A 17,218-nucleotide genomic window follows, 5' to 3' on the forward strand; every position below is an offset into this window, starting at 1 on the left:
CGCGCCATGGGGGAACAGTTCACATCGCGCTATCTGATCCTGGGGATCGTGTTCATCGTGGTGGTAGTGGCCGTCATGGTGGCGAGCACGATTGTCAGCCGCAATGTCGCTGTGCGCCGCCGTCTCGAAAATTTGAGCGGGATGACGGCGGACATGGGCAGCGTAACACTGCGTGGGGCGCAGGTCAGCAATGAATGGACCCGCATCGCCGCTCGGCTGGAGAAGGCGGGCCTGTCGCTCGCCGATACGAAGAACGAGGCGCTTCGCAGGCGGTTGATCGCGGCGGGCTATGTCAGCCCGGAAGCACCGCGCATATTCACCCTGATCCGGCTGATACTGACGTTGGGACTTCCGGCGCTGCTGCTTCTCTTCAGCCTTGCGTCGGCGGAGCCGCCCAGCATCTTCAAGCTCTATATTTTCGGCGTGGGTGTGGCGGTATTCGGGCTATACCTGCCAAATCTGTGGATCGCGGCCAAGGCTGATCGGCGGCGCGAGGCCATCGTCAACGGCTTTCCCGACGCGCTCGACCTGATGCTCGTATGCGTCGAAGCTGGACTTGGGTTGGAGGCCGCGCTTGACAGAGTGGGGCGCGAACTGGCCCTTTCGCAGCCTTTGGTGTCGCAGATGCTGGGTAAGGTCGTGCTGGAACTGCGTGCGGGGCGCAGCCGCGCCGATGCCCTGCGCGGCATGGCGGACGATAATGAGATCGAGGAGATTCGATCCTTTGCGACCATGCTGATCCAATCGGACCAGCTAGGCACAAGCGTGGGGCAGACCCTGCGCGTCTATGCCGCCGAAATGCGGGAAAAGCGGCGGATGCGCGCGGAAGAAAAGGCGCACAAGCTGCCGGTCAAGCTGTCCGTGCCGCTTGTTGCATGCATGTTGCCTGTGATGATCGGCGTTCTGATGCTGCCGGCGATGATCCGGGTGGTGCGGGAATTGCTGCCGGCGATGGGGGGATAAGATGAGCAGAGCCAGTTGCATCCTGTTGATGTTCGCCGCAGGAACCCTGCCGGCATGTTCGGCCTTTTCGGGCGGCAAGAAGGTGGAGGTGCGCGCAATGGGCGGCAATGCCATCCGGCCGTCCGATGTTGCGTCAGCCCAAGCCCTGTTCCGGCGCGGGGAATATGCGCTGGCGATCGAAACCTATCGCCAGCTTTTGCGTACTCAGCCGGACAATGCGGATGTCTATAATGGGCTTGCGGTCAGCTACGCCGCACTGGGACGGCATGACTTGAGTAACCGCTTCTTCGAACTGGCATTGTCCCTTGATCCCGCCAGTACGAAAGTAAGGCGCAACTATGCGCTTAGCCTGGAGCGGCAGGGGCGGATGGAAGACGCCAATGTGCTGTTGGGACAGATCGGCTCAACGCCGCGGGTCAGTCTGGCCCAGATAGCGGAACGATCCGTTTCGGCCGAGGGAGAGGCGCAGAAAATGGCGGCGCCGGGACCGCACCTCAGCCGTCAGTCCGACGGCGAAGTTCGGCTTGCGACGGCGCTTCCCGAAAAATCGGTGGCGCTGGGTATATGGGCGAACAGCATCACCGTGAAGATCATCGACAGGCCAGCGGCGGACAAGACGGACAAGCAGGCGGCGCCGGACAAGACCGCGCCTGAAACGCCCGTTGCGGAAACGGCTGGTGAGGGGGAGAAATTGTCGATCAACGCCGCAGGCCGCAGGGACCGGGCGTTCGCACGGCTGTGGACGCGCATCCGCACTCTGGAGGCCGGAGGGTGAAAGCCGCGCTGGCCCTGCTTGCGCTGAGCGGCGCGCTGTTCTCCGCCATCGTGCGGGCGGAAGATGTGGCCGAGGCATCGGATGGCAGTCCGGACAGCGTTTTTCTCGATCAGATCGAAGAGGCGGCGGATGCGGGCCGGTTCGTGCAGGTTGCGGCGATGCTCAAGCGAACGCCGCAGCAGGACACACCCAGGCTGGCGGTGATCGAAGCGCAATTGCTGGCGGCCGCGGGACGGCCGGAAGCGGCATTGACGGCATTGGAAAAGGTGGAGGCGGCGGGATATCGTTCCTGCCGGTTGTCGCGGCTTGTGGGCGATCTTCTCGACCGGGGCGGGAAGGTGGAGGAGGCGGAGCCTCATCTGTTGAACGCGGTCCGCCAATGTCCCGGCACATGGCAGGGATGGGAAGCGCTGGCACTCCATTATGACCGGCGCCAGCAATGGGCCAGGAGCGGTTCGGCTTATGAAACGGCTTTCCGCCTGACGGATCGCCCGGCACGCATCGCCAATAATTATGGCGTCTCTCTGCTGCGGCAAGGGCGGGCGAAAGAGGCGGCCAATCTGTTCGCCGAAGCGGTGAGCCGGGACGGATCAAACCCTCGCTATCGCAACAATGAAGATAGCGCGCGGGCGAAAGCTGGATTGCCTTTGCGGGATGCTGTGGAACCGGTTGGGGAGGATCAGGCGCTGCGTCTGGCCGATGCCGTTCGGCGGGCGGGGCAGATGCAGGCATTCGCTGCCGGGATCGAGGAAAAGAAGGGGGAACCATGACGCATATCATTCTGGCTCTGGTGACGCTGCTGTTGATCCTGGCCGCTGTGCAGGATGTTATGATGTTGCGGATTTCAAATGCCTTTCCCGTGGCGCTGATCCTCCTGTTCGGCGCGTGGGTGGCCGTTGTCGGCTTTACTGCGGCCTTGTGGTCCAACGCGCTGTCCTTCCTTGTCGTGCTGGGGATGGGGGCCTTCTTCTTTTCCCGCCAGTGGCTTGGTGGCGGCGATGTGAAATTGCTGGCGGCGAGCGCCCTGTGGTTCTCGTTCAAGGGTCTGCTGCCTCTGGTCGTCCATGTAACGATATTGGGCGGTATGCTGGCGCTGGTTTTCATCCTGTTGCGCCGGCTTGTCCCAGCCGGGAACAAGGAGGGTGGAAATCCTGCCTTGAAAGCTAAGGGACCGATTCCCTACGGCTTGGCCATTGCCGCAGGCGTGATTGCCTGCCTGTATCTTTACGGGCCGCATCCATCGCCTGCCGGTGGACTTCCGTCCTATATGCGAGTGAATTGACAGGCAACGAACGTGCTCGAAGACGCAATCTTTGCGTTTAGTGCGTTTCTTCGGGGATCATCGAAACGATCAGTTCGGCGCGCGACTTGACGCCAAGCTTCTGGAAAATGCTGTGCAGATGGACCTTGACCGTGCCTTCGGTCAGGCCGCATTTTTCAGCAATGGCTCGATTACGCAGACCTGCGCGAATGAGTTGCGAAATTTCCTTCTCCCGTTCGGTCAGCAGGTGGACGGACTTGGGTTTCTTGCTCTTGGCATTGACGCTGTAGCGCAACGCCCTGTCCATGATCGCTGGGTCGATGCAATTTTCGCCGGCTTCGACCTTGGCGATGCAGGCGAGCAATTCCTGCGGATCACTTTCCTTGAGCACGATACCGTTCACACCCATTGCGACCGCGGCCAGTGTCTGCGCCGGGGAAATGTAAACGGTCAGAAAGATTGCGGGCATTGAATATCCGCTGGCGCGCACTTCACCGAGGACGGACAGGCCGCCCCCGTCCTTCATGCTGAGGTCCAGGATGAGGATGTCGGCTTCCTTGCTCGCGACAAGTTCCATGGCTTCCCGTTCCGACTTGGCACTGCCCAGAACATCGTGGCCATTGCTTTTCAGAAATTGAGTGAGGCCATCCAGAAATATTGGATGATCGTCGACTACGATAAGCTTGGCCATTATATTGACGACCTATCTTTGGTTATAGGTATCTGAATACTTAACAGGGAGCTTTTGTCCAGTTTGTCAAAATAAGCTCTTCCTCCAATGGAAGTCAATCGCTGCGTCAGGGAACGGGACTGCACAATCAACTCCTTACCGTCGTCTGTAAGCGGGATTTCACCTTTGCGCCGTCCGGAATCATCGCGAAATGCAATCATCAGATGGCCATCCGCGACAGATATGGCGATTGATAGCCTACGCGCCTTGGCATGTTGGACGGCGTTGGCTGCCATCTCGCGGATGAGGAATTCGACCTGGATGGCGATGGTGCGGGATACGAGGATTTCGTCCTGATCGAAGAGCGGATGACAATCGATGCCCCATTGGCTTGAGGCGGTCACGGCGCATTGCCTGATCCGCGCGACAAGGTCCTGCCGCTCATGCACGGTGCGGGCGCTTTCGTTCAGAAGTGCCCGCAGTTCAGCTTGCTCGCGGATGACCAGATCTTCCAGGTCTTGTATGTCTCGCGTGATGTCGATCGGCTTTTGCCCTTCAATTTGACCGCGCATCGTGGCCAGACGCATCCGCATCGCCGCCAGCGTCTGTAGCACGCTGTCATGCAGGTCGCGGCTCAATGCCTGCCGAGCCTCCGCAAAGGACCGCTCGCGCCAGGCGGAAAGGAAGTAGAAGCGCTCGAAAAAGGATTCGACGCCTTCCTGAATGGAAACCAGCTGATCGAGGGCGCCGGCGGTCCAGCCATGGCGTGTTTCGATGAGCACCGTGCCGGAAATATCTCCGGCGGCGATAGGAAAGCCGACACCATAAGCCATGCCGAAAATGCGGGATTGCGCCTCGATCAATTCCGGCACCGATCGGAAACGCAGCGTGCCTATGCTGTTTCTGACGAGCACTTCCTCCGATTGCCGGTTGAACAGGAACGGCGTGTCGGCAATCCGGGAATTCAACAGTTCCGATACGAGCGCGTCGGGCAGGCTGGGCGTATCGCAGGCGCCGCTGTCCCATGCGAAGCAGCGCACTTCGCCGTTGTCCAGATTACGCCAGATCAGCCCGACCTTGCGCGCGTCGCCGATGCGTGACAGCTCCTCCAGCAGGGCTGAGGTAGGCAGGCTGTGCATATTGCCACCTACGGCCTGAAGCCGGTCCGCCCAATGCTGCAAGTGTCCGCGGCGCACCATCACGCCCATGAGCGCCAGCGCGCCCAAACATCCGATCAGCACGGTCGCGCCATCGATCTTGATCAATATGTCCGAACGAAATGCGTGCATCCCCCATGGCTCATAATGATGGCGCAAGAGCACCAGCAGGATCACGCCTCCCGCGATCATGGTCGCGATCGTTCTCCCCAGCCGTTCATGCACCGCCCAGAGAAGGATGAGCGTGGCCCCCAGCGCTGGCAGTTCCAACTGTCGGAGCAGCGCAACGATCACCATCAGCAATTGGAAATCGATCAACAGGATCACCGGTCGGACGGCCATTTCGATCCGCGTCGGCAGGAACAGGACCGCCGGGAAAAGGACTGCCCAGGCCAGAAGGGCGAACGACACATAAACCAGAGTCGGCGCCATGTCCGGATATTGGCCGCCAATGGCCTCCAGGCTCGTCTGTGCGAGGAAGGCCACGGCAATCCGCGCGACGGCCAGGATGATCATGGGCGAGCGGCTGACCCATGCCGCTATGCGACCCAAAGTCAGTCCTGAAAGCCTTGCGAGTCGTTCCACTGCGCCCTTCTCCGAGTCGTTCGTTTCGGTATCGACGGTTAACCATGACAGGTGGCGCCGATAGTATGAAAGGTATAGATGATAAATAAAAAACTATATCTTTCGCAATATAACCAAAGTAATTTTCCTATAGCAAGTCGTTTAAAATGGTTAACAAAACTTGAATTAGCATGACTCTGGATTTGCCTTATCTTAGGATTGGATATCGGGTCAGATAAAACACTTTAATAATGATTAATCCGGGGTTGGGTGACTTTGGAAAGTCGATCCAGCGAAAGATAGCGCAAAAAGGGCAATAGCTGATCCGCTAATGCCAAAAAACGCGGCAAAATACGATCCCGACGCCTTGACGCATTCGGGTGATTGGTTTTCCGCGCGCTGCTTTCCAGGGCCCCGCAACGACATGTTGGGGAAGTCAGATGGATTTCGAGCGCGATTGGGATGTCTCTGCAGCCGATGATCGTCAGCCAGCACTGGGCAATGAGGTGTCCGCCGCATTGCGTGTACAGATGGCGATGTCACAACCCGGCAGAATGCAGCACATCACCCCCGGGCCGGACGGCGTGGTTGTCCTGCCCGCCGGAACGGACCTGAACCAGATCCATGTGGTCGGCCGTGATCTGGTGGTGGCGTTGCCGGATGGCACCCAAATATTGATCGAGGACGGTGCGGTGTTCGTGCCACGGCTTGTTCTTGGCGACGTCGAAGTTCCCACCATCAACCTTGCCGCGCTGCTGGTCGGCGAAGAGCCGCAACCCGCGGCTGGTCCCCCACAAAGCTCCGGCGGCAATTTCGCCGGTCCTCCAGGGGACATCGGTGACCGTCATGGACTAGGCGATCTGTTGCCACCGACCGAGCTTGTCTTCACGCAGCCCGAACAGCGTGAAATCATCCCCGTCGCGCCCGACGACGACGATCAGCCGGAAGTAACGATTGTCACACCAAATCAACCGGCGGGTGTCAGCGATGCGAGCGCGAACGTTAGTGAAGCGGGGCTGGGGCCGCGCGAAGGTGAACCCGCCGGTTCCGCCTCGGCAGGCAATAGCGAGACAACTAGCGGCACCATCGTCATTTCGTCGCAGGATCAGCCAGCGACAGTGACCATCAACGGCGTTGTTGTGACCGCCGTGGGGCAGACGATCACGACGGATATTGGTGTCCTGACCATCACGTCCATGAACAATGGGACGATCGGTTACAGCTATACCCTGACCGACAACATCATCGGCCCGCCTCCGGCCGAAATCTTCACGGTCGTGGTTACCGACGCGGATGGCGATCAGGCCACCGCCACGCTCACCATCTTCATTGCGGACGACGTTCCGACCGCCGTCAACGATGTCGACAGCGTGACCGAGGACGGTCCCCTGGTCGCGGATGGCAACGTGCTGACGGGGGTCGGTGGCGGGGACGCCAATGGCACGGACGGCGTGGCCGATGTGCAGGGTGCCGATGGTGCGGTGGTTTCGACCACCGGCACTTTCCAGGGCAGCTATGGTGTTCTCACTCTCAACGCCGATGGCAGTTACAGCTATACGCTGGCCAATGGAAATCCGGCGGTTCAGGCGCTGGTCCCAGGCCAGACCCTGACGGAAAATTTCAACTACACCATCACCGATGGGGACGGCGACACGTCGACCGCGACGCTGACCATCACCATCAACGGCGCGGATGACGGCGTCACGATCACAGGGCTGGATCGGGATCCGGGCGTGAACGGCGCTGAAGAGGTCGTTCTGGAAAGCGATCTGGCGGACGGCAGTTCGCCCGACGCGGCGGCGCTGACGCAGCAGGGATCCTTTTCCATCGCCGCGGCCGATGGGCTGGCGACCGTCACCATCGGTGGCGTGGCGGTGCTGTCCAATGGTGGCTTCGTGGCCGGACAGGTCATCACGACGCCACAGGGCACATTGACCATCACGGGTTTTACTCCGACCTCCGAGGCGGGGGGCGCGGTGACGGCCGGTACGTTCACCTACACCTATGTGCTGACCGACAATAGTCTGGATCACAGCACGCCGGGGGCGGACAGTCTCTTCCAGAGCTTCGACGTGGTGGCCACCGATCGCAACGGATCGAGCGATAGTGCAACGCTGGATATCCGGATCGTCGATGATGTGCCCACGGCCCATGACGACGTAGATGGCGTCGCGGCGGGCAGCTATGGGCCGGAAGGCGGCAATGTCATTACCGGAGCGGGGACTGTATCCGGGGCTGCCGGCGCTGATGTGAAAGGCGCTGATGGGGCGGTCGTGGCGGGCGTGGCCGCAGGTGCCGGGGGAACGGCGCAGGTCGCGGCGGGAAGCGTGGGCACGGCGATTGCCGGTGCTTATGGCACGCTGACGCTCAACGCCGATGGCAGCTACAGCTATGTCCGCGCGGCGGGCACGCCAGGCGGCGTCAGCGACAGCTTCACATACACGCTGCGGGATGGGGATGGCGACCTGAGCGCCGCGACGCTTCGGATCGACATAGCCGACAGCCAGGTCGTCATCATCTCCATTCCCCGCGTGGGGGATGGAACGGTGGTCGATGAAGCCGGGCTGGACGATCCGGTCGGTTCCAACGCCGCAGCGGATGTAGAAACCACAAACGGCACGATCACCTATTCTTCACCCGATGGTCCGTCGACGATTACGATCAATGGCACGGTCGTCACCGCCCCCGGACAGACCATCGTCACCGACAAGGGCGTGCTGACGATCACCGGCCTGACGGATGGTGGGATCGACTATTCCTATACGCTGACGGACAGTACGACCGGCGACGATGTCACCGACAGCTTTCAGGTGACCATCACCGACGTCGATGGCGATAGCGCCACCGACACGCTGGTCATCACCATCCTCGACGATGTGCCGACAGCGGCGAATGACGTCGATTCCGTGCGGGAAGACGGACCGCTGGTAGCCGACGGCAATGTCATGACGGGTTCGGGCGGCACGGACGCTAATGGGACAGATGGCGTCGCGGATGTGCCGGGCGCGGATGGCGCGGCTGTCACGGGCATTGCCTTTGGGGGCACGGCAGGCGCTGTAGGTGCCCTGATCGCGGGCGCTTATGGCACGCTTCAGATCGAAGCGGACGGAAGCTACCGCTATGTGCTGAACAATGGGAATGGCGTCGTTCAGGGACTGGATTCGAATCAGACCCTGACCGAAACCTTTACCTATACGCTGACTGACGGGGATGGAGACACCTCGTCCGCGACGCTGACCATCACCATTCAGGGCCGCAATGACGGCGTGACCATTACCGGCCTTGATGGACAGGGCGCGGAAGAAACCGTCTTCGAGAATGATCTGGCCGAGGGCAGTTCGCCCGACGCGGCGGCGCTGGCCCAGACCGGCAGCTTCACCCTGAGCGCGTTGGACGGCGTGTCGACGATCACGGTCGGCGGCCAGTCGATCTTCGCGAACGGCGCCTTCACCGGAGCGACGATCTCCAACGCTTATGGCAGTTTGCAGATCACCGGCTTCACGCCCGTGATCGGCGCGGACGGCGATGTCATTGGCGGCGAAGTTTCCTACACCTATACGCTGAACGACAACACCCTGCTGCACACCGGCGGCAATGACGGGAGCCTGACCGAGAGCTTCGCGGTGATCGTCACCGACACGGACGGATCGACGGACAATGCCAGCCTCGACATTCGCGTGGTCGATGACGTTCCGGTCGCGAATGACGACAGCGCGACGCAGCCCAGCGAAAATGCACCGGTGTTGATCAATGTCTTCGCCAATGACGTGGCGGGTGCGGACGGCGTCAACCTTGCCAGCGGCGTGGTTCTGGAAAGCGCCGCCGCCAAGGGCACGGTGGTCTATCAGGGCAATGGCGTCTTCCTCTATACGCCCGCAGCAGGCGCGGAGGGGCAGGACAGCTTTACCTATACGATCACGGATAGAGACGGGGATCAGTCCACGGCCACGGTGACGATCACGCTGGCGGGGGATTCGGAACCCACGGTGCGGGTTTCCGATCTTACCGTATCGGAAGCGGGCCTGCCGGACGGGACGCAGGCAGCAAGCGATCTGGAAACCGACAGCGGCACCATGACCATCGCCACTGGCGGGGATGCGCTGGCCAAGGTTGCGGTGCAGGACAAGGATGGAAACTGGATCGACGTGACCGCGGCCACCGCCGGATCGCCGATCGTGGTGGCGGGCGCTGGCGGACAATTGACCGTTACGTCCGATGGCGCCGGGCATTACAGCTACAGCTATACGCTTACCGATAATGACCCGACCCATCCCGACAATGATCCGGGCGATGGCGACGGCATCAGCGGCGCGGCGGATCCCAAGGCGGGCGACAGCTTTGCGGTTCGCGTGACGGACAGCGATGGGGACGTGTCGCCCACGGATCATATCAATGTGACGGTGCTGGACGATGCGCCGACGTTGACGGTCGATGGCCAGATAAGTGTTGTGGAAGGGGCGACGGCGACGGGCACCTGGTCGCAGGTGATCGGCGCGGACCAGCCGGGGGCGAGCACGGTCGTGGTGGTGGGCGCGAACAGCTATGCCATCGGCGCGCCGATCAATACGGGGCTGGGCACGCTGACGGTCAACGCCAATGGGACATGGAGCTTTGTGTCCAGCAACAATCTGGACAATGATCTCAATCCGTCGCTGAGCTTCACGGTGAAGGTGACGGATGTGGACGGCGACGTGGCGCAGGACACGCAGACCATCGCCATTGCCGATGGCGCGGGGCCGGCGGCGGGCGGTCCGCTCACCCTGGCGCTGGACGACCAGAATCTGGCGGACGGGACGACGCCCGGCAACCCTGATTTTGCGTCAGGCACGGTGAGCTTCACGGCCGGATCGGATGCGCTGACGGGCTTTGCCTTTGCGGCGGGGACCGGCGCGCTGGGCGGCGGTCTGACGTGGAACCGTGTGTCGGGCACGCTGATCGAGGGCTGGGACGGTCCTGTGGGCACCGGCACGAAGATCGTGTCGCTGGCGCTGTCGGCGCCTGCCTCTATCGGAGCGGGGCTGAACGGCACCGTGACGGTGACAGCGACGCTGCTCGACAATTATGACAGCCACCCCGGCATTAATCTGGATGATCTGGTGGCGCTGGGCAATATCGGCGTGGTGGCATCCGATCAGGATGGCGACAGCGCCACCGCCACGGTCAACCTGACCGTGTCCGACGATGTTCCGACGTTGATGGTCGATGGCCAGACGAGTGTTGTGGAAGGGGCGGCGGCGACGGGCACCTGGTCGCAGGTGATCGGCGCGGACCAGCCGGGCGCGAGTACGGTCGTGGTGGTGGGCGCGAACAGCTATGCCATCGGTGCGCCGATCAATACGGGGCTGGGCACGCTGACGGTCAACGCCAATGGGACATGGAGCTTTGTCTCCAGCAACAATCTGGACAATGATCTCAATCCGTCGCTGAGCTTCACGGTGAAGGTGACGGATGCGGACGGCGACGTGGCGCAGGACACGCAGACCATTGCCATTGCCGATGGCGCGGGGCCGGCGGCGGGCGGTCCGCTCACCCTGGCGCTGGACGATCAGAATCTGGCGGACGGGACGACGCCCGGCAACCCTGATTTTGCGTCAGGCACGGTGAGCTTCACGGCCGGATCGGATGCGCTGACGGGCTTTGCCTTTGCGGCGGGGACCGGCGCGCTGGGCGGCGGTCTGACGTGGAACCGTGTGTCGGGCACGCTGATCGAGGGCTGGGACGGTCCTGTGGGCACCGGCACGAAGATCGTGTCGCTGGCGCTGTCGGCGCCTGCCTCTATCGGAGCGGGGCTGAACGGCACCGTGACGGTGACAGCGACGCTGCTCGACAATTATGACAGCCACCCCGGCATCAATCTGGATGATCTGGTGGCGCTGGGCAATATCGGTGTGGTGGCATCCGATCAGGATGGCGACAGCGCCACCGCCACGGTCAACCTGACCGTGTCCGACGATGTTCCGACGTTGATGGTCGATGGCCAGACGAGTGTTGTGGAAGGGGCGGCGGCGACGGGCACCTGGTCGCAGGTGATCGGCGCGGACCAGCCGGGCGCGAGTACGGTCGTGGTGGTGGGCGCGAACAGCTATGCCATCGGTGCGCCGATCAATACGGGGCTGGGCACGCTGACGGTCAACGCCAATGGGACATGGAGCTTTGTCTCCAGCAACAATCTGGACAATGACCTCAATCCGTCGCTGAGCTTCACGGTGAAGGTGACGGATGCGGACGGCGACGTGGCGCAGGACACGCAGACCATCGCCATTGCCGATGGCGCGGGGCCGGCGGCGGGCGGTCCGCTCACCCTGGCGCTGGACGATCAGAATCTGGCGGACGGGACGACGCCCGGCAACCCTGATTTTGCGTCAGGCACGGTGAGCTTCACGGCCGGATCGGATGCGCTGACGGGCTTTGCCTTTGCGGCGGGGACCGGCGCGCTGGGCGGCGGTCTGACGTGGAACCGTGTGTCGGGCACGCTGATCGAGGGCTGGGACGGTCCTGTGGGCACCGGCACGAAGATCGTGTCGCTGGCGCTGTCGGCGCCTGCCTCTATCGGAGCGGGGCTGAACGGCACCGTGACGGTGACAGCGACGCTGCTCGACAATTATGACAGCCACCCCGGCATTAATCTGGATGATCTGGTGGCGCTGGGCAATATCGGCGTGGTGGCATCCGATCAGGATGGCGACAGCGCCACCGCCACGGTCAACCTGACCGTGTCCGACGATGTTCCGACGTTGATGGTCGATGGCCAGACGAGTGTTGTGGAAGGGGCGGCGGCGACGGGCACCTGGTCGCAGGTGATCGGCGCGGACCAGCCGGGCGCGAGTACGGTCGTGGTGGTGGGCGCGAACAGCTATGCCATCGGTGCGCCGATCAATACGGGGCTGGGCACGCTGACGGTCAACGCCAATGGGACATGGAGCTTTGTCTCCAGCAACAATCTGGACAATGACCTCAATCCGTCGCTGAGCTTCACGGTGAAGGTGACGGATGCGGACGGCGACGTGGCGCAGGACACGCAGACCATCGCCATTGCCGATGGCGCGGGGCCGGCGGCGGGCGGTCCGCTCACCCTGGCGCTGGACGATCAGAATCTGGCGGACGGGACGACGCCCGGCAACCCTGATTTTGCGTCAGGCACGGTGAGCTTCACGGCCGGATCGGATGCGCTGACGGGCTTTGCCTTTGCGGCGGGGACCGGCGCGCTGGGCGGCGGTCTGACGTGGAACCGTGTGTCGGGCACGCTGATCGAGGGCTGGGACGGTCCTGTGGGCACCGGCACGAAGATCGTGTCGCTGGCGCTGTCGGCGCCTGCCTCTATCGGAGCGGGGCTGAACGGCACCGTGACGGTGACAGCGACGCTGCTCGACAATTATGACAGCCACCCCGGCATCAATCTGGATGATCTGGTGGCGCTGGGCAATATCGGTGTGGTGGCATCCGATCAGGATGGCGACAGCGCCACCGCCACGGTCAACCTGACCGTGTCCGACGATGTTCCGGTGGCTCTGGCAACTGCGGGCGAAGCGCGCGGCCCTGAACTCATCACTGTCGATAATGTGAATGGCAACTTTGCAACGGGCCAGTTCTCGATGCACTTCGGGGCCGATGGCGCGTCATCGTCCGGCTTCAATATTACCGGTCCGACAATCGCCGGCGTTCACTACACAGAAACGGATGTATTCAATCCCATGACGGGTCAGTTTCTGAGGACTGAACTGCTTGCGGAAGTCGGTGGAGGAGGTACGCCGGGAACGGCCGATGATCTGTTCAAGCTCACGGTCAATGCAGACGGTTCCTATCGGTTCGACCTGATCAATGCCGAACAGGTGACGACGGAAACGATTTCCTTCGCGTCTCTTGGTGCGGGCGGGCCGGGTTTCCGGGAATTGGCGGATGATTCTGCAACGACCGGCGTCAATGAAGCGGGGCGGGTTGAGTTCCAGTCGAATGGAACCAACGGTGTCAATGCAAGCACGCCGGGCTTTGGCGTTGACAACCAGTGGACTGATCCCGGCGAATGGTTTTCCATGGAGTTCCACAACCCAGGAACCGTTGGCAATGATCCCGCATGGGTCAATCCTGATCTGCTCGACTCCATAACATTCGGTGTTCAGCAGGTTCAGCATGGACCAGTTGATTTCACATGGACGGCGATACGCTATAATTCGAACGGCAGTATAGCGGCCACGGAAAGCGGTAGCTTTACGGCGAATGCCGCAGGGCAGATCACAGTCGATCCGACGATTCAGTTCAGCGAGTTCCGGATCGAAAATGTAGATACGAATGGCGCTGTGCGGTTTTCGACCGCGGTCAGTGTGGGAAGGCTTGTCCTGCCCACGGATCAGAATCTTGCCTTCCAGGTGAATGGAACGGATGGCGACGGCGATCCCATGGCACCGATCACTATCGGGGTTTTCGTCGATGCGACGCCATCCCCAATTCCTCCGATAGCCTTCGACCTTGACGGTGATGGACTGGAATTCCTGGGTCTGGCTGCTGGTGTGAGTCATGATTACGGCAGCGGGGAAGTGGCCACGGCCTGGGTGGCTTCCGACGACGGGCTGCTGGCTCATGCCACGGAAGGCGGCTACGATGTGAACTTCGCGGACGATGTTGCTGGCGCGACCAGTGACCTTGAAGGCCTGCGCCTTGCCTATGACAGCAATGGCAACGGCTTGCTTGACGCGGGCGACGCGGCCTTCAACGAATTCGGCGTGTGGCAGGACGCCAACAGCGATGGAAAGGTCGATGCGGGCGAATATGTCTCGCTGACCGATGCGGGCATCCAGTCGATCCAGCTCATATCGGACGGGCAGGCCTATACGACCGCCAATGGCGATGTGAAAGTGGTGGGTGAAGCGACCTACACAAAGACGGACGGAAGCACCGGCGCTGTTGGCGATGTCGTCTTTGCCACCGCGACCAGGGACACCGACAGCAGCAAGATCGCGGCGGCATCGACGGTGGCGTCGGGACTCAATCAGGCGCTGATCGCGGCGAGCCTCATCGCGGCGGCCGACCTTAAGCTGGCTCCCGAACATGTTGATCCTCTCGTGCAGCATCAGGACGGGGCACGGGCAGGTGACGCCGATCAGTTGGCGGCCGCTCAGGGCGGATTCGAAGCGCTCACGCCAATCGCTTCAGCCACCACCTCGCCTTCGGATGCATTGGCTGACGATCCGCGTGACGGCGCTCAGACACAAGCGGCCGAACGGACGAGTCATGGCGCGGAGGAGGCATCCGTCGATCATGCCGGTCTTGCCGGAGGTGACGGGGCGGCCACCGCATCGGCTGACAATGCAGGCGGATCGGATCAGTCCGCGCCGCTCGAACATCAGGCGCTGCTGGCGCAACCGATCAACCTGGCGAATTTCGATGGTGCGGCGGCGATGCTGCCCGCCCATCAAGCCGCGATCGCGGACAATGCCGCGACAGCCGCGCAGGTCGTAACGGAGGCACTGGGCCAAGGCGATGCGCCGAATATCGAAGCGCTGCTCGCCGCGCTTCCGGCCGGGCCGCATGCCATTCCGCTCTTCAACGCGGGTGCGGCTGAATTGCTCGACGGCGGGCATCTGGCGGCGCTCGCGCATGGCGCGGGCGGGGCATTCGACGCCGCGATGGCCATGCACGAGGCGATGGCTGTCGCGCACGGCTGACGGAAGGCCGGGAATTACACTGTCTCGCGGGGAATATGGGGAGAGTAGTTATGCGATATGGGATCGGAATGATCGCATCGGTCAGCGTGGCGGCTGTCATGATGCCTTTGACGGCATGGGCGGCGCCAGCTTCGCCCTTGCTGCAACTGGATAAATCATCGCTCAAGGGAGAGCTGCAAAGTCGCTATGATATAGCGGTCGCGGCGGTCGGCGATCCGGCGACGCGCGCGGCGCAGGATAGCCGTTTCACCTGGGCGGTCGAAGGCAAGAATCAGTGCGGCATCGCGCTGGGTTTTCTGAAATCCGGCACGAAGGATGCCGACAGCATCAACAAGTGCGACGCCTTTGTGGCCCGCCTTTCGGCGGCGCCACCGCCGCCGGCGTCTCCTGCGCCGCCAGCCCCACCCGCGCTGGACTGTGTATCGGCGCCGGCGGTGTCAATCTTCTTCGACTGGAACCAGGATGTGCCGCTCCCCGAAGGTGCGGATACGATCACCACGCTGGCCCAGTCCGCTGCCCAGTGCGGTTGGGCGAACCTGACCGTGACGGGCTACACTGACACGTCGGGCACCAACGTTTATAATGACAGCCTGTCCCTGCGCCGTGCGCGCAATGTCGCATCCATGCTTGAACAGGCGGGCATACCGGCCGGCTCCATGACCGTGGATGGGCGCGGCGAAACGCTGCTGAAAATCGAAACCCAGGATGGCGTCCGCGAACCGATGAACCGTCGGGTCGAAGTGACTGCCGCGACAGCACAATAAACAAGGGGTGGAGAAAATGACCATTAAGACATGCGGCAGCCTGATTGCTCTTGGTATCGCGGCGATGAGCGGAGCGGCCTGGTCCCAGACGACGGACCTCAAAAGCGCAATCGAAACAGCGATCGACAGTCATCCTGAGATCAATCAGGCCATCCAGAACAAGGAAGCGATCGAATTTGAGCGCGAGCAGGCACAGGGCCTGTTCCTGCCGCGCATCAGCGTCGAAGGGTCGGCGGGCGTCCGCCGCCTGGAAAACCGCACGCGCCGTTCGCTGAACCTTGATGACCAGACGCTCTATCCGCTGGAAGCCAACGGAGTCATTGAACAGACCGTGTTCGATTCCGGCTATCGCAGCGCGGAAAAGCGGCGGCAGGCGGCGCGCACGGACGGCGCGGCCCTGCGTGTCGGAGAACGGGCGCAGTTCGTGGCGCTGAATGTCACGCGCCAATATCTCGACTATATGCTCCAGCAGCGGATCGTCGCCGCTTCGGAAGATAATATCGCCTTTCACCGGAAGCTGCTGGGCGACCTGAACGAAGGCGTTTCGCGCGGTTCCATCAGCATCGCCGATCAGCAGCAGGCCGAGGAACGGCTTCAGTCGGCACTGGTGCGAAAGAGCGAGGCGGAACAGGATATGGTCAATGCCGCCATTTCCTTCCGCACCCTGACCGGCCTGTCCATCGATCAGGTGGCGATGCCGGATTCCGTGACAGCCGCCGTGCCGCCGACGCTGGACGAAGCCATCGCATCTGCCCGCACCGAAAATCCGCTGATCCGTGAAGCGGAGGCGGACATTCAGGCTGCCCATGCCGTCGTGGATGAAGCGAAAGCGGAACTCGGGCCGACGGTAACACTGGAAGGCCGCGGCCGGGTCGGTCAGGATGTGGACGGTTTCCGCGGCAACACCAATGATGTGCAAGGCCGGGTGGTCCTGCGCTGGCAGCTCTATAATGGCGGTATCAATCGCGCCAAGGTGCAGGAAATGAACCGGCGGGCCAGCGAAGCGCGCTTCCGCCTTAGCCAGCGCCAGCGCGAGGCGGAAGATGATGTCCGCACCGCCTGGAACCGCTGGGATACGGAAAAGAAGCGGCTGGTGGACCTGCAGCGGCAGGGCACGGTGTCCGACGCGCTGTTGGTGTCCTATCGGGAACAGTTCAATGTGGGGCGGCGGTCGTTGCTCGACGTGCTGGATTCCCAGAACACTCGCTTCAATACGCAGGTGCGGTCTGAAACGGCTCGTTTTTCCGAGATATTCGCGCAATATCAAATTCTTGCAGCATCCAATAAACTTTTGGACGCTCTGGGATTGGCGGCGCCTACGGGCGCGGATGCCTATGCGCGCAAGAAATATCATGTGCCCGACCTGCCCCCTGCCGAATTGCAGAGACGCCGTTATCCGGGCTGA

General features: G+C 62.1%; 9 protein-coding genes. 7 read left to right on the forward strand and 2 right to left on the reverse strand.

Going from position 1 to position 17,218, the window contains the following annotated elements; genetic code table 11:
* The first annotated feature begins 6 nt into the window (after positions 1–6).
* Genes ATN00_RS09050 through ATN00_RS09065 form a run of 4 tightly spaced genes read left to right on the forward strand, consistent with a single transcriptional unit; the run spans position 7 to position 3,020 of the window.
* Positions 7–963 (forward strand): type II secretion system F family protein, encoded by a 957-nt coding sequence (locus tag ATN00_RS09050; RefSeq protein ID WP_062064086.1) that lies wholly within the window; start codon positions 7–9, stop codon positions 961–963.
* A gap of 1 nt (position 964) precedes the next feature.
* Entirely contained in the window at positions 965–1,738 is a 774-nt protein-coding gene (locus ATN00_RS09055; RefSeq protein ID WP_062064088.1) for a tetratricopeptide repeat protein, read from the forward strand.
* The gene (locus ATN00_RS09060) at positions 1,735–2,508 is read left to right on the forward strand and encodes a tetratricopeptide repeat protein (protein WP_062064090.1); all 774 of its coding nucleotides are present in this window, start codon (positions 1,735–1,737) and stop codon (positions 2,506–2,508) included. Before ATN00_RS09055 ends, ATN00_RS09060 begins: the two co-directional genes overlap by 4 nt.
* On the forward strand, positions 2,505–3,020 hold the full coding sequence (locus tag ATN00_RS09065) for an A24 family peptidase (protein WP_062064092.1): 516 nt from the start codon (positions 2,505–2,507) through the stop codon (positions 3,018–3,020). Before ATN00_RS09060 ends, ATN00_RS09065 begins: the two co-directional genes overlap by 4 nt.
* Before the next feature lie 37 nt (positions 3,021–3,057).
* Here the strand turns inward: ATN00_RS09065 and ATN00_RS09070 are convergent, their stop codons facing one another.
* Together ATN00_RS09070 and ATN00_RS09075 are read right to left on the reverse strand one after the other, a co-directional pair.
* Entirely contained in the window at positions 3,058–3,690 is a 633-nt protein-coding gene (locus tag ATN00_RS09070; RefSeq protein ID WP_231746432.1) for a response regulator, read from the reverse strand.
* Positions 3,690–5,411 carry a sensor histidine kinase gene (locus ATN00_RS09075; protein WP_156415250.1) on the reverse strand — a complete coding sequence of 574 codons (1,722 nt, stop codon included), beginning with the start codon at positions 5,409–5,411 and terminating at the stop codon, positions 3,690–3,692. Before ATN00_RS09075 ends, ATN00_RS09070 begins: the two co-directional genes overlap by 1 nt.
* 419 nt (positions 5,412–5,830) lie before the next feature.
* Between ATN00_RS09075 and ATN00_RS09080 the strand changes: the two genes are divergently transcribed.
* From ATN00_RS09080 to ATN00_RS09090, 3 genes are read left to right on the forward strand one after another with little or no spacing between them, the layout of a single operon-like run.
* Complete coding sequence (locus tag ATN00_RS09080) at positions 5,831–15,049, forward strand: beta strand repeat-containing protein (RefSeq protein ID WP_062064098.1); 9,219 nt, start codon at positions 5,831–5,833, stop codon at positions 15,047–15,049.
* A 50-nt stretch (positions 15,050–15,099) separates the two neighbouring features.
* Positions 15,100–15,813 carry an OmpA family protein gene (locus ATN00_RS09085; protein ID WP_197413708.1) on the forward strand — a complete coding sequence of 238 codons (714 nt, stop codon included), beginning with the start codon at positions 15,100–15,102 and terminating at the stop codon, positions 15,811–15,813.
* A 16-nt stretch (positions 15,814–15,829) separates the two neighbouring features.
* A complete protein-coding gene (locus ATN00_RS09090; protein WP_062064100.1) occupies positions 15,830–17,218 on the forward strand; it encodes a TolC family protein in 1,389 nt (462 codons plus the stop codon).

Source organism: Sphingobium baderi (assembly GCF_001456115.1).
In the GTDB taxonomy this organism is placed as follows: Bacteria; Pseudomonadota; Alphaproteobacteria; order Sphingomonadales; family Sphingomonadaceae; genus Sphingobium; species Sphingobium baderi_A.

Bases quoted from the DNA above. Each gene is read 5' to 3' on its own strand.
- ATN00_RS09050 (WP_062064086.1), top strand. From the start codon at position 7: ATGGGGGAACAGTTCACATCGCGCTATCTGATCCTGGGGATCGTGTTC.
- ATN00_RS09055 (WP_062064088.1), top strand. From the start codon at position 965: ATGAGCAGAGCCAGTTGCATCCTGTTGATGTTCGCCGCAGGAACCCTG.
- ATN00_RS09065 (WP_062064092.1), top strand. From the start codon at position 2,505: ATGACGCATATCATTCTGGCTCTGGTGACGCTGCTGTTGATCCTGGCC.
- ATN00_RS09070 (WP_231746432.1), bottom strand. From the start codon at position 3,690: ATGGCCAAGCTTATCGTAGTCGACGATCATCCAATATTTCTGGATGGC.
- ATN00_RS09080 (WP_062064098.1), top strand. From the start codon at position 5,831: ATGGATTTCGAGCGCGATTGGGATGTCTCTGCAGCCGATGATCGTCAG.
- ATN00_RS09085 (WP_197413708.1), top strand. From the start codon at position 15,100: ATGCGATATGGGATCGGAATGATCGCATCGGTCAGCGTGGCGGCTGTC.
- ATN00_RS09090 (WP_062064100.1), top strand. From the start codon at position 15,830: ATGACCATTAAGACATGCGGCAGCCTGATTGCTCTTGGTATCGCGGCG.